Here is a 20,588-nt window from a genome sequence, read left to right as displayed (position 1 = left end):
AAGATGACTCCGGCAGCTTACCGAAGTCATCTCATCGCTGCGTAGATAGCAGCATCTCTTTTTATTAAACTGTCTACTTTATAGGGTGCAGTTCAATTAACAGGTGACCTTTTCTTATTTTTTATATTACCAGCGAGCAGTGAGCATCTTTCTTCTTGTATAGAATTCCACGCCGTCTGTTCCGTTGGCATGAAGATCTCCGTAGAAGGAATTTTTCCAGCCGGAGAATGGGAAGAAGGCCATTGGCGCGGGAACGCCGATGTTGACGCCGAGCATGCCGACTTCGATGTTTTCTCTGAAGTAGCGAACACTGCTTCCGCTGTCCGTGAATAGGCAAGCCCCATTTCCGAAGTCTGATTTGTTTGTAAGCTCAATCGCTTCTTCAAGGTTTTTCACGCGTACAACAGATAGGACTGGTGCAAAGATTTCTTCTTTCCAGATTTTCATGGATGGGTCAACATTGTCAAAAATAGTTGGTCCAATGAAGTATCCATTTTCGTGGTAAGCTTCGTCTTTGCGGCCATCTCTTACTAGGGAAGCTCCTTCTTTTTCGCCGATTTCTATATAGCTGCTTGTGCGCTCTTTGTTTTCCTGGCGGATGACTGGCCCCAAGAATACATCTTCGTCCAATCCATTTCCAATTGTAAGCTGGTTTGCTTGCTCATTAAGTTTTTCTACAAGCTCATCCGCAATAGAGTCAACTGCTACAACAACGGAACAAGCCATACATCTTTCTCCCGCTGAACCGTAAGCAGCTGCGATAATTTCCTTTACAGCTGTATCCATATCTGCATCCGGTAAAACAATGGAGTGGTTTTTTGCTCCAGCAAGCGCCTGAACGCGTTTGCCGTTAGCCGTTGCAGACTTATAGATATACTCGGCAACAGGCTGGGAACCGACGAATGAAATAGCCGGTACATCTTTATGGTCAATTAAGCTGTTTACCACGTCATGGGCACCGTGAACGATATTGAACACGCCAGCCGGAAGGCCTGCTTCTGTGAACAGCTCTGCCAGGCGGTTAGCCAAGATTGGTGTTCTTTCAGATGGCTTTAACACGAATGTGTTTCCGCACGCAATCGCAAGCGGGAACATCCAGCAAGGAACCATCATCGGGAAGTTGAAAGGCGTGATGCCGCCAATAACTCCAACTGGATAACGGTACATGCCTGATTCAATATTTGTCGCAATGTCCGGAAGCTGCTTGCCCATCATTAGGGATGGAGCACCTGCAGCAAATTCCACACATTCAATTCCGCGCTGAACTTCTCCATACGCTTCTTTAAAGTTTTTGCCGTTTTCCTGTGTAATTAATTTCGCCAGTTCGTCCCAGTTATCTACTAATAACTGCTGATATTTAAATAGAATTCTTGCTCTCTTTGGCACCGGCGTTTTGCTCCAGGTTTTAAAGGCTTCTTTCGCTGCCTGGACGGCAGCATCTACATCTTCCCGTGTCGAAATCGGTGTGCGTGCCAGCTCTTCCCCAGTTGCCGGGTTAGGCACCGCTTCAAACTTATCCGTTTTTGCGTCCACCCATTCACCGTTAATAAAGTTTTTTAATACCTTTGTTGTTGTGGTTGTCATAAGTAAAATCCCCTTTCTATTTTAAAAGATTGAATATAGGATCACTGCCAGGATTAATACAGCCGTTGGCATCGCTACACTTAGAATAAAAATTGGCCAGTAGGAACGTTTATGGGTTTCACCGCATATGGCCCGAATCGTCGTAACGACGTATCCATTATGCGGAAGTGAATCCAATCCGCCTGAAGCCAGGGCCGAGATTCTGTGCATCGAACCAGGATCCAAACCTTGCGACATATACATGGGCGCCAAAATAGGAAGTGCAATTCCCAGGCCGCCAGAAGCCGAGCCTGTAATACCGCAAATCAGGGTGACGGCAATGGCCAGCCCCATAAGCGGAGGCCCCGGAATATTGACCAAAGCATCTACAAAGGTTCCAAATGCTGCTACTTGTGCAGCAACACTGCCAAACCCTACAACCGCACAAGTATTGGCTGCGGCTACTAAAGCATCCTGGGCACCCTTTGCAAGTGCTTCCCAGAATCCAACCAAATATTTAATCATCAATAAACACGCCAGAATAATGCCACTGGACAAAGAAATCAGTGCCGCAGCCGTTGAAGAGGTGAAATTGGCGGCTGTGTTTAAGATCGCAATAACGGCTGCTAACGGCAAAATGGCCATAATGACATGCGGATAATCTTTTCCGGCTGAAACAGCATCAGGCCTTTGCATGGCCAGCTCTGCATCGAGAGCTGCTGCAGATTCATTGGCTGCACTTGGCGGCTGATTTGGCAGGGAGAATACCTCCCCATTTTGAACCGCTTTTTTCACCATTCTGCTGAGCAGCAGCCCGCCCACAACCATAATCAAGAGTGCCATTAGCACCCCAATAATCCCGCCGGCAGTCGGCTTCGTTCCGAAAAATTCTGTTGGAATCAGGTTTTGAATTTCCGGTGAACCCGGCGCTGTCATCGTGAAGGATATCGATCCAAACACCAATGCAGCAGGGATGAAGCGGTGCGGCAGATTTGCCACCTTAAATAAGGAAACAGCAATTGGATAGACGGCAAAACCTACGACAAACAGGCTGACGCCGCCATATGTCATAATCGCCGCTGCAGCCACGACTGCAAATACTGCCCTGGATGGGCCAAGCGTATCCTTAACCCAATTCGCAATACTATCAGCTGCTTTCGTTACCTGCATGATTTTTCCAAAAATCGCTCCCAGCAAAAAGATTAAGAACCAGGAATAAAAATACTTTGTAAAACCTGTCATATAGTGCTCTGTCAGGGCAGTCTCCAGATTTAATCCCCCTGTTAGAGCCACTACTACTGCACTAATGATGGCGGCAATAATGATATTAATGCCTTTCATAGTCAAATACATTAATAGAAGCAGTGAAGCAATTAACCCAAGCATTCCGATCATCTGTTATATCCCCCGTCCCCTGTTATACTTTCTCTGTTTCAGAGGAAAACTGATAATCATAGCAAATATGGTATAACGCTTCCAGTTCGCTTTGGGTTGGCACTCTTGGGTTGTTACCCGGGCTGCCGCTGTCGATTGCGTCCGTAGCCATTTTTCCAACAGCAGTCTTAAACGCTTCCTGGTCAATTCCCCATCCTCTTAAGTTAGGAATATTTAATTTCAGGCATAAGTCTTTAACGGATTGAACAGCAATCTCAGCCGCTTCTTCGTTGGAAAGGCTTTCATTGTCAGGCTGAAAAATTCTGCCGATATCAGCCAAGCGGTCTACACATGCTTCCTGGCTGAATTCCAATACTGCCGGCAGGAGCATCGCATTTGAGATTCCATGCGGGACGTGGAATAAGGCTCCAATTGGACGGCTCATGCCATGCACAAGGCATACAGAAGCATTTGAAAACGCCATTCCGGCCTGGAGTGACCCAAGGCTCATTGCCTCACGGGCATCGACATTGTCTCCTTCATTGTAAGCGGTTAAAATATTTTTCACGATCAGCTTCATAGCCGATATCGCCATTGTGTCTGTCATCGGATGAGCTTTTTTGGAAAGATAAGCTTCGACCGCATGGCTTAAGGCATCCACTCCTGTTGCTGAAGTGACATTCTTCGGTGAAGAAATCGTCAGCAATGGATCTACGATGGCCACACTAGGCATAAAAGCAGGCTGCTTAATCATCATTTTCACATCATTGGATGAGTTCGTGATGACCGTTACATCCGTGGCTTCAGAGCCTGTACCCGCTGTGGTTGGTATCGCAATGTGAGGAACTGGTGCATGCTTGGCCAGCTTCTTCCCTCCCATATAATCACCAATAAAGCCGCCGTTGGTTGCAAGAACCGCTATCGCCTTTGCCGTATCAATACAGCTGCCGCCTCCTACTGAGATGACCAAATCACATTGTTCATTCTGGAAAAGCTCCAATGCTTCTGCTACATACTCATCTGTCGGTTCAGAAGCTACCCCAAGATAAACCTCGCTTTGAACGCCCTCTTCTTGAAGATAGGTTCTGCATTCGCTTACATACCCAAGCTGATCCATTATTTTATCACTGATTATTAATGCCTTTTTCCCTCTAAGCGCCGCTTCAGCTCCAACCTTTTCAGAAGAGCCTCTTCCATAAAAAATCGCTTCCGGCACACGGAAAACTGCTGATTTCTCCATTGAACATTCCACCCCTTTTGTTCGGTTACTACTATACTTGCAAGGAGCGTGCCAACTTTGAAAACCTATTTAAATCAGTGCTTTTGGATTTTCAAAGTGTAGTCACTACACTACAATTGTAGATTTTTTGTAGCGAAACCACTACACTTCATTCAAGAAATTCCATGCTTTTTCAGCTTTTGGTAAAGGGTGGTTCGATGGATCCCAAGCAAATCGGCTGCCTTTGATTTATTCCCTCCCGCTTTTCTTAATGCATCAAGAATCAATTCAGACTCCCTTTGATTTCCAAGAAGCTTGGCTTCGTCTATTAATCCAGCTGCCATGGAAGGTTCCTTCCCTTTTTTAATAGAGGTTTCTGCCATTTTCAAAGAATCTGGCAAATGGCTGTAGTCTATGACTTTCCCATCCACAAGCGTTACAAGCTGCTCAACCGTATTCACCATCTCCCGAATATTCCCTCTCCACGGATGCTGGACAAAAGCATTCACTACCTCAGATGTGAATAATTTTCCAGGTGTCTTGTACCGTTCACAGATTTCCCTCAGGTAATGAACCAGCAGGACCGGGATGTCCTTTTTTCGTTCGCGCAGGGGCGGGATATGGAGCTGGATGATGTTCAGCCGGTAGTATAGGTCCTCCCGGAATTCCCCGTCTTCGATCATTTGCTTGAGGTCACGATTTGTCGCAGCGATGACTCTCACATTGATTTGATATTTTGTTACCCCGCCAACACGTTCGGCTTCCTTTTCTTGAAGAACCCGCAGTAGCTTTGTTTGCATGACAAGCGGCATTTCCCCGATTTCATCGAGAAAAATCGTACCATTGTCGGCCAATTCAAATTTCCCGGGCTTCCCGCCTTTTTTCGCTCCGGTAAACGCTCCTTCTTCATACCCGAACAGCTCGGACTCGAATAAATGCTCAGGAATGGCGCCGCAGTTTACGCTAATGAACGGACCGGTCGAATAGGGGCTTAGGTGGTGGATGCTTTTGGCGAACATCTCTTTTCCCGTTCCGCTTTCACCTGTAATCAGAACGGTGGCTGCCGTTCTTGCCGCTTTTCGTGCCAGCCGTTTAACCTCCGTGATTCCCTCGCTCGTTCCTATAATTTGATCAAGGGTAATCCGGCTGTCGCTTTCCTTTTTCTTTGTTAACAGATCCGGTTTTGGTGTTTGATTTTCCTGCAGTTTTTCATAGATTTTATAAACCTCGGTTACTCCTTCAAATATCAGCATCCCGATGGCGCCAACAATCCGGCCTTCCTTCCAGATTGGAATCCGGTGGACCACCATATCATGCCCCTGGATGTTCTGCAGAACTCCGCGTTCCTGGATCCCGGTTTTCACTGTTTCGTGCAAATGAGTGTTATCAATGACCTCGGTTACATGCCTGCCGATCGCATCCTCTCTTCTGATCCCCGTAAAACGGCTATAGGCTTCATTGAATTCCTGAAGTATGCCATTTTCATCCACAACCGCTATTCCCTCATAGGCACTTTCCAAAATGGCTCCAAGGGCTCCGGCAGAATTTTGCTGCTGCTTCAGCTTATAAATATATTTGGAAAGTCCATCAAGGATGTCCCTGGTTGTCAGGATGCCAAGCAGTTTTCCCGCCTCATCCATCACAGGCAGCTGATCATACGGAAGCGATAACACATCAAGAATGGAATCATCCGGGCGAACAGAAGCCAGATTTGCTTTCGGAATGCTGCCGATCAGCGCATCTCCCCGATTGCCCTGCGCAAAATAGTTCAGCAGCCTTCTCGATGTAATCATCCCGACTAACTGATTGGTTTCATCTACAACAGGCAAGCTATCCAGACGAAGCTGCACCATCATTTTCGAAGCCTCCCTTAATGTCTGTCCCGGCTGAATGCAATAAGGGCTGGGTGTCATCCAATTTTTTACATGGAATCGTTCATCACTATGTAAATCATGCTTCTTTTCTGATATGGCTTGAGGCATGTCGGATCCCTCCATGAGTCTTAATTTTCTAAATTATAACACTATTTAAAAGATGTAAAAACTGCAGAGGATGTGATGCCCAATTGTGAACTTTGCAAATAAAACGGTTAAACCTGCAAATAGAATGACCAATTTTGCAAATAGCCTGCTGAAACCTGCAAATAAATCCCTGATTCTTGCAAATAGAGCCAAAAAACTTGCAAATAAACCCGTTTGGATCGGCTATCATCTAGTTTTAATAAGAAGAAAGACAGAGAGTTCTTCCCTCTCTGTCTTTCTGCAAGGCTTTTTTTTAGAAAATCGAGAATAAAACAACTGCCAGAATGACACCTAGGATCGGCACAATGACTGTCAATGCGCCAAATGCAGGATATGCATCCTTATGTGACTCACCGGCAATCGCACGGATGGTTGTAACAACATATCCGCCATGAGGCAGGGAATCAATCGATCCTGAAGAAATCGCCACCACACGGTGCAGCTCATCTGCATTGACACCCATATCCAGATAATGCGGGGCAAGCAGCGGCAGAGCGATCGATTGTCCGCCAGATGCAGATCCGGTCAGTCCGGCAATAACGGATACAGCTAAAGCTCCTCCGATTAGCGGACTTCCCGGAATGCTTGTCATCACATCAACGGCACTGGCAAAGGCTGGAGTTGCTTTTGCCACACCGCCAAAGCCGACAACGGCGGATGTGTTGGCAATGGCGATCAGAGCGCCAATCGTTCCTTCCGATACCGCTCCCCAGGCATTCGCAAAGTATTTCCGGTTTAGAAAATAGGTGGCAATACAGCCGCTCAATAAAGCAATAATGAGTGCTGACTGCGCCAATGAATCATGGAAAATAAATGAGATCAAAAGAACGACCAGCAGCGGAATCATGCTTACCATAGGGCTTGGCAGGTTTTCACGAATCAGTGTAGAATCGGTTTCCCTTGCCTCAAATTTCTCCCCATTGCGGACGGCCTTATTGATCATTTTCTTCAGCCACCAGTAACCAAAGACCATCATAAAGACTGCAACAATCAAGCTCACTTCCCAGCCTGCATAAGGAGAAGTCCCTAAAAATTCGATCGGAATCCAGTTCTGGATTTCCGGTGAACCAGCTGATGTCATCGTAAATGTAGTGGAGCCGAAGGCAAGAGCTGCCGGTATAAACCTTCTTGGCAGGTTGGCTTCCTTAAACAAGCTTAGCGCCATCGGATAAACGGAGAAAGCGACTACAAATAGACTTACGCCGCCATATGTTAGAACCGCGCAGGCAATCACAACGGCTAACGCCGCCCGCTTCATGCCAATTTTGTCGATTATCCATTTGGAAACGCTGTCTGCTGCTCCGCTGTCTTCCATTAATTTTCCGAAAATGGCACCGAATAAGAACATCAAATACCAGGATGTGATAAATCCGGCAAATCCGTTCATATAATTCGTTAGAAAATTGGCTTCCCCCTCGCCTGCCAGCTGAGGAAAAATTGGCAATCCGCTAAATATTGCAACAATAAAAGCGGCAAGAGGGGCAGCAAGCAGCAGGTTCATCCCTCTCATTGTCAGATAGATGAGCAGTGCGATACCCCCAAGCAATCCAATCATACTTAGCATAAAATCCTCCTATCCCGAAAACCCTGCCTTCTCTCCATCACCTTCTGTCCTTTACGGATCCTCTTTCTACTAAATGTCCTTCTACTCTTTGGATCTCAGGGGTGTCTATATCCCCTGTGATATGCTCCAGCAGAAGGTTAATAGAATCATCGACCATTTCATCAATCGGCTGGTGCCACGTTGTTAATTCATAGGATGACCAATCTGACATCGCCACATTGTCAAAGCCTATGACGGAAATATCCTCCGGGATTCTGATTCCCTGTTTTTTCAGATAATCCATTGCACCAAAAGCCGAAATATCATTTGCACAGAAGATGGCGTCTATATTTTTATCACGTTCCAGCAACTTTTCCGCTGCTGCAAATCCTCCTTCATACGAATAAAGGCCGTTTTCTGTTAAAAAGGAAGAGATGCCGTGTTCAGCCAAAGCTTCCTGGAATCCATTTTTTCGATCAACTGTTGTTGATGTATTCATCGGTCCGGAGATAAAGGCGAGATTTTCATGTCCTTTTTCTATTAGGTAGTGCCCAATCTTTTTCCCGGCAGCAAAGTTATCGCAAACAACAGCACTGCTTAAGGAATCGTTCACATATCGGTTGAACAGGACGACCGAGATGCCATTACGGGTAAATTTCTGTACAGTCGAAGACGTCAAAAGCGCATCCGTAATGATGGCTCCCTCTACACTGTACTCAATTAAATGACTCACTTCGTCCTCTTGGATTTCATTATTCTGAGAGTTGATAAACATCACCTGATACCCTTTTTCGGCAAGCCTGCTGTAAAACTTATCGAGGACTTCCGGATAAAAAGGGTTCTGGATATTCCGCATGACAATGCCAATGATGCGGGACTGATTTGTGATCAGGCCCCGTGCAATGGCATTCGGCTGATAGCCCAGCTGTTCTGCAGCCTCCAGAATAAGCTTCTTCTTTTTAGATGAGATACTTGAATTTTCACTAAAAGCCCTGGATACGCTCGATTGGGAAACTCCTGCCAACCGAGCGACATCCACAGCTGTAACTTTTTTATTTTTCAATGCATGTTCCTCCTGCCTGAATCTAGACAGAGAAATTATAACAGATTTCGCTTACTTAACGAGGCTGCCGTAGCGCTTCACACGAAGATCTGCCTGTGCCTGATGGCCTTTAAAGCCTTCCAGGTCACATAGACGGGATGCATATTCACCAATTTTCGCACTCGCTTCAGGAGTTGTTCTCTGGTATGTGCAAGTTTTAAGGAACTTTCCAACCCATAGTCCGCCTGTGTAGCGGGCCGCTTTTTTCGTTGGCAGCGTGTGGTTTGTGCCAATTACTTTATCGCCATAAGCGACATTCGTTTCTGGTCCAAGGAAAAGAGCACCATAGTTTGTCATGTTTTCAAGGAAGTAGTTTGGATCCTCCGTTAAAACTTCCACATGCTCATAAGCCAATTTATCTGCTTCCACTACTGCTTCTTCCAGACTGTCCACAAGAATAACGGAACCGTAGTCTTTCCATGCCACGCCCGCAACATCCGCTGTTGGCAATGTTTCAAGCTGGCGCTCAATTTCTTTTACTGTTTCATTCACTAATTTCTCTGAAGTTGTAATAAGACATGCCGGAGAGTTCGGTCCATGCTCTGCCTGTCCTAAAAGGTCCGTTGCGACCATTTCCGCATCTGCTGTTTCATCAGCGATTACAAGAACCTCAGTTGGGCCTGCAAACAGGTCAATTCCGACTCTTCCGTATAATTGGCGCTTCGCTTCCGCAACAAACGCATTTCCTGGTCCTACTAGCATATCAACCGGTTCGATCGTTTCTGTTCCGATTGCCATGGCACCCATCGCCTGGATTCCGCCGAGGAGGTAAATCTCGTCAGCACCGCCAAGATGCATGGCTGCAACTGTAGCAGAAGGAATTTCCCCTTTAATTGGAGGCGTGCAGGCAATTACGCGCTTAACCCCCGCCACTTTTGCTGTCAAAACACTCATGTGGGAGGATGCCACCATTGGATAGCGTCCGCCAGGGATATAGCAGCCAACACTGTTTACCGGAACATTTTTATGGCCCAGGAACACGCCAGGCAATGTTTCCACCTCAATGTCCTTTAGTGCTGCCTTTTGATGTTCAGCGAAATTGCGGATTTGTTCCTGTGCAAACTTGATATCATTGATTGTTTGTTCCGGAACAGATGCGACAATTTCCTTGATTTGCTCTTCAGATAATCTGAATTGTTCCGGTGACCACTTATCAAATTGCTCGGAAAGCTTGCGGACTTCTGCATCTCCGTTTTCTTCGATATTTTTAAGAATCGCGCTTACCGATTCTCTTACTTTTACATCTGCTTCCTGTACCTCTTGATCGTTTTTGCCTTGTTTTAAGAAAGTTGCCATTTTGATATCACTCCTGTTTTTATTTTTGAATACGCATGCAAAAACCTGCAAAAATTAAATGGCTGTCCAGCCGCCGTCTACTTTAATCGTATCGCCTGTTATAAACTTTGATAGATTGGAAGAAAGAAATAGGGCTGCTGCAGAAACATCCTCGGCACCCGCAAGTTTTCCCAGCGGGATCCTGCCGTAGACTTCCCTTTCAAATTCCTTATCCTCGAACATCTTGGCAGTCAGTTCCGTTTCGATAAAGGTTGGAGCCACTGCGTTGACATTAATCCCATGGGATGCCCACTCCACCGCAAGCGCTTTCGTCAGCTGCACCATTCCGCCCTTGCTGGCACAATATGCTGCCCGCTTGTAATAGCCGACAAAGGCCATCTGGGAAGCAATATTGATGATCTTGCCGGAGTTATTGGGAATCATATATTCGGCCGCTTTCTGGCTGCAGAAAAACGCTGCCTTCAGATTCGTATCAAGCGTGAGATCCCAATCCTCTTCTGTTACATCCATGGCAGGTTTGGCCCGGTTAATACCCGCGTTATTAATCAGCACATCCAGAGAGCCCATATAATCTACTGCTGTTTCTGTCATCCTTTTAATCTCTGAAACACTGTTTAAATCAGCTGAAACATAAAAGCTATTCCTATTTATTTTTTTCAGCTCATCGGTTGTTTGCTGGAGGGCCTCTTCGTTTCTCCCCACAATGACAACCTTCGCTCCATTTTTGGCAAAGGAAAGGGCGATATCCCTTCCAATTCCCTTACTTCCGCCCGTCACGATTACCGCTTTATTCTCAAGGTCAGGAAAGTTATTCATACCATTCCTCCATCAGCTTTATTGGATTCCTAAATCCTTCTTTAAAAAACGGATCAGCTCAGCTTCCCTTTTCTGATTGTACTCTTTGGAAAAAGCCTCGTCCCACTTGTAATAGCCTTCACCCGTTTTATCGCCGAGTTTTTGTTCTGCCACAAGCTTTTTTAAAGTTGGCAAGGATTCCTCTGCACTGGATAAATGCTGAAATAGATAATCAGATATAGCCGAGAACACATCCAGGCCGCCCATATCTGCTGTCATAAAGGGCCCTGAAACCGGCAGCCTGCGTCCAATTCCGTATGTGACGGCATCATCAATATCTTCCTTGCTCGCGATGCCTTCCTCCAATAAATATTGGGCTTCCCGGAAAAGCGCATATTGAAGGCGATTACCAACGAAACCTGGAACTTCTCTTTTGACTTCAATAGGCTTTTTCTTCATTTGCTGCAAAAGATGAAAAGATCTTTCCACGGCTTCATCACTTGTCTCCTCACCCCGCACAATCTCGACAAGAGGAATAAGATGGGCTGGATTCCAGAAGTGTGTCACCACTGTCCGTTCTGGATGTTCTGTTTCCGAAGCAATCTCTGTTGGACTCAATCCTGAAGTATTGCTGGCAAGAATGACATCCGGCGCACAAAGAGCATCAAGATGCTTAAATAGTTCTTTTTTTATACTAATATCCTCTGGTACAGCTTCAATGACGAAGGTTGCCTCTCTGACCGCTTCTTCAACCGAAGTGGTCATTTTGATGTTTTCTTGAATTTGGGCAGCTTCCGAATCGGATAAAATACCGTTATTGAGCATAACCTTAAGCTTTTTCAGCATATTGGTCCAGCCCTGTTCCAGGTCGGAATCACTGATGCCCTGCATCTTCACACTCAACCCGGCCCATGCCGCATTAAGTGCAATTGAATGCCCCATCGTGCCGCACCCAAGCACAGCTATTCTCTCCAATCGCTCACCAACTTTCTGAAATTTCTACTTTTTGAATACGTATTCAATATACAATGAAAGCGCTATACTTTCAAGCGAAAATATTAAACTATTGAAAATGTTTGGGGAATTTCATGAGAAAAACAGGTGAAAAAAGGGGTTGGTGTGTAAGAGAGCGGGTTATTCTACTGCCCCTCTGCCCTATTGGCATGGCGGCTGTTTTACTGCCCTGCATTAATCTTCTAAACTTCAATCCCCCTCATATAAGTGCTTTTCCAACTCACCTCTTATACTCGGTGGAATAGGTTCGGAGCTTTGCGTTTGAAAGTTAAAATTTACGTAAATAACAGTACCTTTTGCACATAAATGACCATCCTGATGAATCTCCTCATATAGCTCAAAACTTGTATTTCCAACTCTTTTTACCCAATTTCTAACTTCAACATTCATGCCAAAATAAATCTGGCTTAAATATTCAACATTCATTTTCAGCAGGATTAATTTCCAATTTTCAAAAGTGTGTTCAGGTGTAAACAGCTTGAACACTTTATTCCGCCCCGCCTCAAACCACACAGGCACTGTCGTATTATTAATATGGCCAACTCCATCAGTTTCAGAAATCCTTGGTTCAATAATAGTCTTGTACATATATATCACTCCTTTTATTCAATACCAGCTTTATTTAACTTCGATGATTGACTTTCGATTCCTTCTTTTTACAGTTGAGAGCATATTACGGCTCTCATAAATGTAATGAAGGACATTTTTAAACAGGACAGCCATTTTTCAGCCGCTGCCTTTTGAAAAAATAGATTCCAAACAAAAAAGCCTGCTGAACACAAAATCCAGCAGACTTTTTATTCGACAAAATTCGAGTGGTACCTGGTACCACATCTTTTCTACTGTACCCCTACCAACACTGCCGCAACAAGTGCTAGTGCTCCAATGATCAGCCACCCAATAATAAGCTTCCAGATGAATTTGACCCAGCGCTCATACGGGATACCAGCAACGGCTAAGTAACCCATTAGGGCTGCGGAGGTTGGAATGATGGAGTTTGTGATACCGTCGCCGTATTGGTAAGCAAGGACTGCTACCTGGCGCTCGATTCCCAGCAGATCGGCAAGAGGTGTCATAATCGGCATGGTCGTAGCAGCCTGCCCGCTTCCGGATGGAATAAAGAAGTTGATCACAACTTGAACAAAGAACATCCCAATTACATTTAATGTATTGGGCAGGGCACTAATGACGGCGGCAAGTCCATTGATCATGGTATCAATAATAACGCCGTTTTCCATGACAACTAAAATGGCCCGGGCAAAACCTACGATAAGTGCCCCGAATGCAACCAGCTTCATCCCGTCAACAAAGGAGTCAAACAAGCGATTGATTCCAATGCCTCCAACAAGTCCAGAAGCAAATCCGATAATAATAAACGATGCGGTCAGCTCAGTTAAATACCAGCCCCATTCAAACACACCATACATATTAAATGCGAGCCCGCCAACAATGATCAGGAGAACAAGAGCATGACGAAGCTTGAACTCTTCAAACTGGCCTGCCGGCTGCTCCTTCTGCTTTTCTTTTTCCTTCAATTCAATATCATACATGACACTTTTTTCAGGATTTTTCTTTACTTTGGATGCATATCTCATGACATAGAAAATGGCTAATGAAAGTACAAATAGATAAATGGCAAATCGGAATCCAATTCCGCTAAACAGGGGAACTTCTGCAATGGACTGAGCGACCCCGACCGTAAATGGGTTCATCATTCCGCCAATAAAACCGCTGGCTGCCCCGATGCTGATCATGGCCGTTCCGGTAATGGCATCATACCCCATCGCTCTTGCAATCGCGATACCAATCGGCACAAAGATAATGCTCTCTTCTGCCATTCCTGTTGTGGCTCCAGCAATTGAAAAGATAATCATCGTTATCGGAATGAGCAGCTTTTCACGCTTCTCCAATTTCCTTACGGCCTTATGAATCCCGGCTTCAATCGTTCCGGTTTCACGAATAATTCCAAATGCCCCGCCTACAAGAAAAATATAAAAGATAATAGTAGACCCTTTAGCCATCCCCTCTGGAATTGCCTTAAATAATTCAAAAAAACTAATCGGGTTTGATGCAACTACCTGGTAGCTGTCCTGAACCACAACGGTTCTTCCATCCTGCTCAATTCTTTCAAACTGTCCTGCAGGCAAAATATAAGTCGCGATAGCTGCCAGAACGATGATAGCGAAAATGATGGCATACGTATGAGGAATTCTTCGATTCTTTTCAGCTACAACCTCCTGCTGGGGCGATTCCACTTTCATCCCTGTTCCTCCCTTATCCTTTTTCAATAGAATCGTATTGAATGGTTAACTCTTTTAAAACATCTTCGTTAACCTTAATACCAAGTCCAGGCTTATCACTTAAATGAACATACGGAATATCATACTTCAAATCACCTATGTCTTTACTGAATAACAGCGGCCCTGTCAGTTCGGTACTGATAATATTTTTTCTCGAAATGGCTGCATGATAGCCTGCCGCAGAACCAATCGAAGACTCCACCATTGAACCAATCTGGCATTCTATTCCTGCGTATTCAGCTGCTTTTGCCATATGAATAGCTGGATAAATACCGCCGCATTTCATTAGCTTAATATTGATTTTATCTGCTGCCTGATTCCGGATAATCTCAACCAAATCCTCCCCGGCATGAATGCTTTCATCAGCCATCAAAGGAGTGCTTGTTTTTTGCCTGATTTCTCCCAGGCCGTGAATATCACCCATCTTAATCGGCTGTTCAACCCAAGAGATATTTAGGTGCTCCAGCAGCTTAATTGCCTGAAGTGCTGTAGAGACATTTCTCCATCCCTGGTTCACATCGACTCTGATTGGAATTTCCATTCCAACCTGCTCACGAACATGAGCAATCCTCTTGCAGTCTTCCAAATAACTTGTCCCTACCTTCAGTTTCAAAGACTGATAGCCCTGATCGATAGCATTCTTGGCTTTTCTCGCCATCAAGTCTGGCTCTTCGATGCTCAGTACCTTTGGGTATGTAAGAGTATCATGATATTGGCCGCCAAGCAGGTTGTAAACAGGCTCTTGCTTATATTTTCCCAATAGGTCGTAGCAGGCAATGTCAACGGCCGCTTTTGCAGAGGGATTGGAGCTTATAAGCTCATTCATTTTCTGGTGAAGCTTTTCCATGTTGATCGGAGAAAATCCGATTAAAGCAGGTAAAATGGTATGCTTCAGCATAGAAATGGTGCTGTGAAAAGATTCCCCTGTCACATGTTCATCCGGAACTGCTTCCCCGTAACCCTCTAACCCGTTATCCGTTTCGAGCCGAACGATAATGGATGGCATATAGTCGTAGGAGGCATAGGAGATAATGAATGGCTCTTTTAAAGGCAAATGAATCCCAAAGATTTCAGCTTTTACTATTTTCATAAAATCAGTCCTTTACATTTGAATTTTGTTGTCGTTAAAGTGTCGTTAATTGGTTATGTTTTATAATATACTGAAAATTCAGTGTTGGTCAAGAGCCATTTTTATTTTCACTCAGCCCTTTTAACATAGAGCCTGCTTGATATAAAGAACGTGGCCGACCTTGATCATACGGCTGTTCCTCTCCTGCTACCTGCAGTGATTGCTGATCCAAAAGCTTTTTAATCATTCTTTCAGCTGATCGTCTGCTGATGCTAAAATAATCGGCAAGCTCCTGTGAGGAAAATGGCCTAAAATCATTTACCTGCAGAAAATTAATAAACCTTGAAATGTTTTTGCTGCTCATTTTCAACTCGGCACTTAATTTTTTTACCACAGGATCTTCATTTTTAAGGGAGTACTGTTCTTCATTTTGAAATAGCGGACCCGTTAGCTTTTTCTCCTCATCCAATAAATAAACAGCCAGGTCCAGTTTGCTGCGATTTTTTTCGGCAAAGTCAAACGCGGTTATAGCGTGGGTTTCCGCCTCTTTCACTGTATAGCCATACCCTATTCCAACTGCTGTTTTTTCAAAATCGTTTGTAGTATCGTTTAATAAATCGGCAAGCTTTTGATTTAAAATGAGCGTTTGCAGGACCCCGCGATTCGAAAGAACCATCTGCAACCCTGAATCACTTGGAGTAACCTTCGCTTGTAAAGCCTTTGCAAAATGTTCAAGCTGATCATTTCTATTACTATTAAAACAAACAGCCGCAACCTGCGAATTTTTTGATTGATTGAGCTTGGCAAGTGTAGTTGCCTTTTCAAGTCCTTCCATCAAAGTTGGAACGGATTGAACCATAAACATGGAGGGGATTCCTTTTGCCTGAAGCTTATCATATACCGCATGAATACTCGTTAATGCAAAAGCGGTTTTCTTTTGTTCATATAAAACAGAGTGAAATTCCACGAAGTCTTCAATGGATAATTGCCTTTCCTCTTGAAAATCATAAATCCATGGATACTCTTTTACATAATCAGCATCCTCTGTAATCCCGGCTTCATTCAATACCCCTTCAAGAAATCTTTTCCTCGGAAGATCGATGGACATTTCACTAAGCTTAAAAGAATGATGGTAATGAATAGCAAGCAGTGATAATGCTACCATATTTTCATTAAAGGAAAGATAACTGGACCCTATTGGATACTGATCAAGCTGCTTCTTTGCATAATGATAAGGAATAATCCCCGAGAACAGCAAAAAATTGCACTCCTTAACCGCACGCTCAATCAGTGTGTTTAACTCCCTTGGAGAAGTGTATGTATAGGAAATCAATTTATATGTAGGATAATGGCCATAGTATTTACTGATTTCAGCGATAAACTGCTGTGAACCAACAACACCAATCGTTAGCAAATCAATCACCTTCTTCTTTAGAAAACCTTAAAATTTCGTTATATTGATACTACCATATAAGTCCTATACTTCAAGACAAGCAAAAAAGCCTCTGCCTTTTACCGGCAGGAAGCTTTTTCGACAAAATTCGGGTGGTACCTGGTACCTATTTTAATGTCCCCGGTATTTCGCAGCCCTCAGGCCCGCATTCAAGCTCGCCTTTTAATTGGGCTTCTTTCGTTTTTTCTTCTTTTAGCTGGTTTTGCTGCCATTCTATGTCTATTGTCGGTGAGAACTTTTCTGGGTGGCGGATATACCAGCGTTGTTTGCGGATTAGGAAGTTATCCATATCTAGAAGCAAGGCTTCATCCAGCTCTTTTAAGGCAGCTTCTTTGTTGCCATTCTTCGCATATTCCATTCCTAACTTGAATTTAGTCTGTGCCAGCTGCTGTTCAAGATCACTTGGCGCTGCAGAAGGATTGAAATACTGATCTTCCAACTCAACTTTTTCAACCTCGCCGCGAATTAATTTTCGAACAGCCTCAACATGTTCTTCCTTTGAAACCTGGAAGCCCTGCTTCAGCAGGCGAATGGTTCCTTCTTTATCAATAAAGATGCCATTAGGTACGATTTTAAACCCAAATAAATTGGCCAATTTATTTTCAGTGTCTATCAAGGTTGTAAAAGGCTTGTCCTCTGCATAAGGTTTTACGACTTCCGGCCCCTGGATATCAACCGAAACAGACAGGAGTTCAAAATCCTCACTTTGGTACTCCTCATAAAATTGCTGCCAACCTGACAGCTGTTCCCTGCATCGTCACCAGGAAGCCCACATGAAAATCAAAGTGTTTTTCCCGCGGTATTCATTAAGAGAAACCTGCTTTCCATCCAGACTAACAAGTTCTACATTAGGCATTTTTTCTAATAACAATCCTAACCCCTCCTTTGCCTCTGAGTTTACTAATAATTAGCTGAAAGCTCAAATGATTAAATTAAATATTAAGAAAATGACAGGGAATAAATTGGCATTCATATAAAAAAGGAGTTTCGGCATTATTAAGAAGCTGGAATTAATTCAAAAAGACTTGAGAGCCAGTAAATAATAGCTGTTCCATATGTTTTCACTTATACTGAAGAAAAAAGCGTGGTAACTTTTATGTTTAAAGACAACTCTATCATTCTTGTTTTTGCTGTTATTGTTTTCTTAGTTATTATTCTTGTTTCGGCAATTTCATCCGTTATCAAGATTCTTTCTATCCTATTGTCAGTTGCTTTTCTGCTCCCCGCATTCAGAAAAAAGGTTTTTACAAACGATCTATTTCTTAGAAAGTTAAAAGTGTCTTTGCAGACAGCCTTCGTTTTTACAGCTGGTCTGTTATTGATTGGATTGCCATCCATTTTTGCTGAAAAGGCTTTGACGAATGACCTGATTCCGGGGCTTATTTTTACTTTTGGCATTAGTTTGATTGTAATTCTTGTCTATGGTCTGCCTGTGTCTTTGCTTGCAGAAGTCATTAGCTCCAGGGTGCCCAACAACAGGGCTTGGGTATCTGGAGTGATCCACTTGGGCTTCGGCTTGCTGACATCCCTGATCTCTTTATCTTTCGGATTGATGGCTGCAATTTGCGCTATACTATTCTTTTTGCATGATGAATTTGCAAGAGGGAACGACAGCATATTTTATAAAATAAAAGCCCTGTTTGGAAAAAGACCTAGATGAAAAGCCCAGCCTATTCTCTATCAAACCCCATAGCATCAACGTCTTGCCCCAATTCAATCAAACGTTTGATTGATTTCATTCGACAAAATTCGGGTGGTACCTGGTACCACCCGAATTTTTTTAATTTACCTTAAACTTCTTAATAGAATCCAATAATTCCTCGGCCATTCCCGAAAGCGATGCTGCAGAGGCTGCAATTTCTTCCATGGATGCGAGCTGTTCTTCCGTAGCAGCAGATACGTCCTGGCTTTCTGAAGTTGTGACGGCTGCAATTTCCTCAATGGCACTGACGATTTCAACTACCTGGTCGGCTCCCTCAGCCATGTCTTTTATTGAAGCCGAAACTTCGGCAATCTGGCTTGATACGGTATCTGCGAATTGCTGGATATGGCTAAAGGCATCTCCGGCGTTGTTGACAAGGTCAATGCCCTTTTCTACTTCGGCCGTACCTTTTTCCATGGAATAGATCGCACTGTTCGTGTCGGTCTGAATGGTTGAGATTAACTCTCGAATGCTCTCGGTTGATTTGGACGATTGTTCTGCCAATTTGCGGACCTCATCAGCTACCACGGCAAATCCCCTGCCGTGTTCACCCGCTCTTGCCGCTTCAATGGCAGCGTTAAGTGCCAGCAAATTCGTCTGATCGGCAATCTCGGAGATAACATTGACAATCTGTCCAATTTCTTCCGAGCGCTTCCCTAATGTATGAACGATTGACCCTAGTTCACTAACTGTTTTATTAATATTCTTCATTTGGCTGGTCGACAAATCAATAGCCGAATTTCCTTTTACCACAACTTCGTTTGTCTCATTAGCCGTCTTTGCCACAATGTTTGTATTTAACATGATTTGCTGAATGCGGCTGGACATATCTTTTACCACAGCCGTGCTTTCTTTAACCTTTTCAGTCTGCTGTTCTGTCGCGGATGCTACCTCCTGGATGGAGTTCGCAACCTGTTCGGTTGCCATATTGTTTTGCTCGGAACTGGCTGTCAGCTGTTCAGATGAGGAAGCAAGATGGACAGCCTTTTCCCCAACCTGATTGATCAGGTGCTGTAAAGATTGAACCATTTTGTTAAAACTCATGCCCAGCTTACTGATTTCATCGTTATTCTTCACGTCAAACTTCTGAGTCAAATCGCCTTCGCTGACCTTATCCGTTGCCAGTACCAGCTGGTTCAGCGGACGGGTGATCGAACGAACAATCATATAAGAAATAGCTGCTCCTACTAAAATGAAAATCCCCACGAACAGAATAGTGGACAATAGTATAGGCCGGACAGCCGAACTAATCTCATCCAAATTCATCGTCCCAATAACCTTCATTCCAGTTAGTTCATTGGTGGTAAAGCGCATCTCTTTTCTCACACCATCCAATGTATATTGAACCTGACCTTTCTCCTTTTCCAGCACTTCCTTTGTCCAGCTGGCATCTGCCTCTGTTCCCGTTTCTTCAGACGGATGAACTAAATAGCTCCCAGCTGCACTAAGGATAAAAGGGTACCCTTCTTTTCCGATGGCAATGTTGTCTGTCAGCTCACTTAAGGCAGAAAGACTTAAATCAATCCCTATAACACCGGAACGATCGCCAAGCTTTTGGGCAACCGTTATCAAAATATCTCCGCTAACTGCATCAACATATGGCTCAGTAATATAGGCTTGGCCTTTTGCCTCCATAGCTCCCTGATACCAGGGGCGAGTCGTTGCATCAAAGTCATCTGGCAGGTCTGCCCTTGGATAGATCACAAGATCGCCATTTTCAGAACCGGCATAGATAGCTACCGCTTCCGGATGAAGCTCTTTATATTGGCTAAAGGAATTAATCGTCTCATCCAGCTCTTCTTCATTATAAAAATCCTTTTTTAATCTCGTTGAAAAATAATTGGTATCTGCCATCTTCGGCTTTATAAAGTTCATAATAAATGCATCAAGGATTTTCACATTTTCATCCGCACTCATTGCAATCTGATTTTTAATCTCTTCCTGTGCTTTTAGATAGGATGTGTATCCGATTGATATGGAAGGGATAAGGAGGATAATAATGAATGATAGCATTAATTTCTTTCTGATCGTAAATGAAAATAGCGATTTTTTTGCCGGCTGTTTCTTGTGTTTTTTCTTATTCATAGCTAGTTCCTTTCTTAACTTTTACTCTACCTCTAAAAATCTCCATTATTTA

18 protein-coding genes are annotated in these 20,588 nt (G+C 44.0%); 2 read left to right on the top strand and 16 right to left on the bottom strand.

What is annotated here, in order from left to right:
- Positions 1 to 126: 126 nt before the first annotated feature.
- From DFO73_RS06700 to DFO73_RS06685, 4 genes are all read right to left on the bottom strand, one after another.
- Complete coding sequence (locus DFO73_RS06700; RefSeq protein WP_110063998.1) at positions 127 to 1,584, bottom strand: CoA-acylating methylmalonate-semialdehyde dehydrogenase; 1,458 nt, start codon at positions 1,582 to 1,584, stop codon at positions 127 to 129.
- A gap of 21 nt (positions 1,585 to 1,605) precedes the next feature.
- Positions 1,606 to 2,958, bottom strand: coding sequence for a GntP family permease (locus tag DFO73_RS06695; RefSeq protein WP_110063997.1), 1,353 nt, complete (start codon positions 2,956 to 2,958; stop codon positions 1,606 to 1,608).
- A 22-nt stretch (positions 2,959 to 2,980) separates the two neighbouring features.
- Entirely contained in the window at positions 2,981 to 4,177 is a 1,197-nt protein-coding gene (locus DFO73_RS06690; protein ID WP_110063996.1) for an iron-containing alcohol dehydrogenase, read from the bottom strand.
- 152 nt (positions 4,178 to 4,329) lie between these two features.
- Positions 4,330 to 6,138, bottom strand: coding sequence for a sigma 54-interacting transcriptional regulator (locus tag DFO73_RS06685; RefSeq protein ID WP_110063995.1), 1,809 nt, complete (start codon positions 6,136 to 6,138; stop codon positions 4,330 to 4,332).
- An 85-nt stretch (positions 6,139 to 6,223) separates the two neighbouring features.
- Here DFO73_RS06685 and DFO73_RS06680 point away from each other — a divergent pair, with 85 nt between their 5' ends.
- Positions 6,224 to 6,448 (top strand): hypothetical protein, encoded by a 225-nt coding sequence (locus DFO73_RS06680; RefSeq protein WP_110063994.1) that lies wholly within the window; start codon positions 6,224 to 6,226, stop codon positions 6,446 to 6,448.
- On the opposite strand, the gene DFO73_RS06675 is transcribed toward DFO73_RS06680, so the two are convergent.
- From DFO73_RS06675 to DFO73_RS29790, 11 genes are all read right to left on the bottom strand, one after another.
- Positions 6,431 to 7,741, bottom strand: a complete 1,311-nt coding sequence (locus DFO73_RS06675; RefSeq protein WP_110063993.1) for a GntP family permease — start codon at positions 7,739 to 7,741, stop codon at positions 6,431 to 6,433. The genes DFO73_RS06680 and DFO73_RS06675 overlap by 18 nt on opposite strands.
- Before the next feature lie 37 nt (positions 7,742 to 7,778).
- Positions 7,779 to 8,783, bottom strand: coding sequence for a LacI family DNA-binding transcriptional regulator (locus DFO73_RS06670; protein ID WP_110063992.1), 1,005 nt, complete (start codon positions 8,781 to 8,783; stop codon positions 7,779 to 7,781).
- Between the two features lie 51 nt (positions 8,784 to 8,834).
- Complete coding sequence (hisD, locus tag DFO73_RS06665) at positions 8,835 to 10,118, bottom strand: histidinol dehydrogenase (RefSeq protein ID WP_110063991.1); 1,284 nt, start codon at positions 10,116 to 10,118, stop codon at positions 8,835 to 8,837.
- A gap of 54 nt (positions 10,119 to 10,172) precedes the next feature.
- Positions 10,173 to 10,934 (bottom strand): SDR family NAD(P)-dependent oxidoreductase, encoded by a 762-nt coding sequence (locus DFO73_RS06660; protein ID WP_110063990.1) that lies wholly within the window; start codon positions 10,932 to 10,934, stop codon positions 10,173 to 10,175.
- Between the two features lie 18 nt (positions 10,935 to 10,952).
- Positions 10,953 to 11,888, bottom strand: coding sequence for a 3-hydroxyacyl-CoA dehydrogenase family protein (locus DFO73_RS06655; RefSeq protein ID WP_110063989.1), 936 nt, complete (start codon positions 11,886 to 11,888; stop codon positions 10,953 to 10,955).
- 228 nt (positions 11,889 to 12,116) lie between these two features.
- The gene (locus DFO73_RS06650) at positions 12,117 to 12,515 is read right to left on the bottom strand and encodes an acyl-CoA thioesterase (protein ID WP_110063988.1); all 399 of its coding nucleotides are present in this window, start codon (positions 12,513 to 12,515) and stop codon (positions 12,117 to 12,119) included.
- 251 nt (positions 12,516 to 12,766) lie between these two features.
- On the bottom strand, positions 12,767 to 14,188 hold the full coding sequence (locus DFO73_RS06645) for a YfcC family protein (RefSeq protein ID WP_110063987.1): 1,422 nt from the start codon (positions 14,186 to 14,188) through the stop codon (positions 12,767 to 12,769).
- Positions 14,189 to 14,201: 13 nt separating this feature from the next.
- On the bottom strand, positions 14,202 to 15,317 hold the full coding sequence (locus DFO73_RS06640) for a mandelate racemase/muconate lactonizing enzyme family protein (RefSeq protein ID WP_110063986.1): 1,116 nt from the start codon (positions 15,315 to 15,317) through the stop codon (positions 14,202 to 14,204).
- Positions 15,318 to 15,405: 88 nt separating this feature from the next.
- A complete protein-coding gene (locus DFO73_RS06635) occupies positions 15,406 to 16,710 on the bottom strand; it encodes a hypothetical protein (protein ID WP_110063985.1) in 1,305 nt (434 codons plus the stop codon).
- A 145-nt stretch (positions 16,711 to 16,855) separates the two neighbouring features.
- On the bottom strand, positions 16,856 to 17,491 hold the full coding sequence (locus tag DFO73_RS06630; RefSeq protein WP_110063984.1) for a peroxiredoxin family protein: 636 nt from the start codon (positions 17,489 to 17,491) through the stop codon (positions 16,856 to 16,858).
- Between the two features lie 15 nt (positions 17,492 to 17,506).
- Positions 17,507 to 17,620: a peroxiredoxin family protein gene (locus DFO73_RS29790; RefSeq protein WP_110063983.1), complete on the bottom strand. Its 114-nt coding sequence runs from the start codon at positions 17,618 to 17,620 to the stop codon at positions 17,507 to 17,509.
- A gap of 225 nt (positions 17,621 to 17,845) precedes the next feature.
- Here DFO73_RS29790 and DFO73_RS06620 point away from each other — a divergent pair, with 225 nt between their 5' ends.
- Entirely contained in the window at positions 17,846 to 18,409 is a 564-nt protein-coding gene (locus tag DFO73_RS06620; protein ID WP_110063982.1) for a hypothetical protein, read from the top strand.
- Positions 18,410 to 18,529: 120 nt separating this feature from the next.
- Here DFO73_RS06620 and DFO73_RS06615 read toward each other — a convergent pair whose 3' ends face one another.
- Positions 18,530 to 20,536 carry a methyl-accepting chemotaxis protein gene (locus tag DFO73_RS06615; protein ID WP_110063981.1) on the bottom strand — a complete coding sequence of 669 codons (2,007 nt, stop codon included), beginning with the start codon at positions 20,534 to 20,536 and terminating at the stop codon, positions 18,530 to 18,532.
- Between the last annotated feature and the right edge of the window lie 52 nt (positions 20,537 to 20,588).

It is taken from the genome of Cytobacillus oceanisediminis (genome assembly GCF_003182355.1).
GTDB classification, from domain to species: domain Bacteria; phylum Bacillota; class Bacilli; order Bacillales; family Cytobacillaceae; genus Cytobacillus; species Cytobacillus oceanisediminis_A.
The sequence above is the reverse complement of the archived record's forward strand: the minus strand, read 5'-3'. Positions and strand labels throughout refer to the sequence as shown.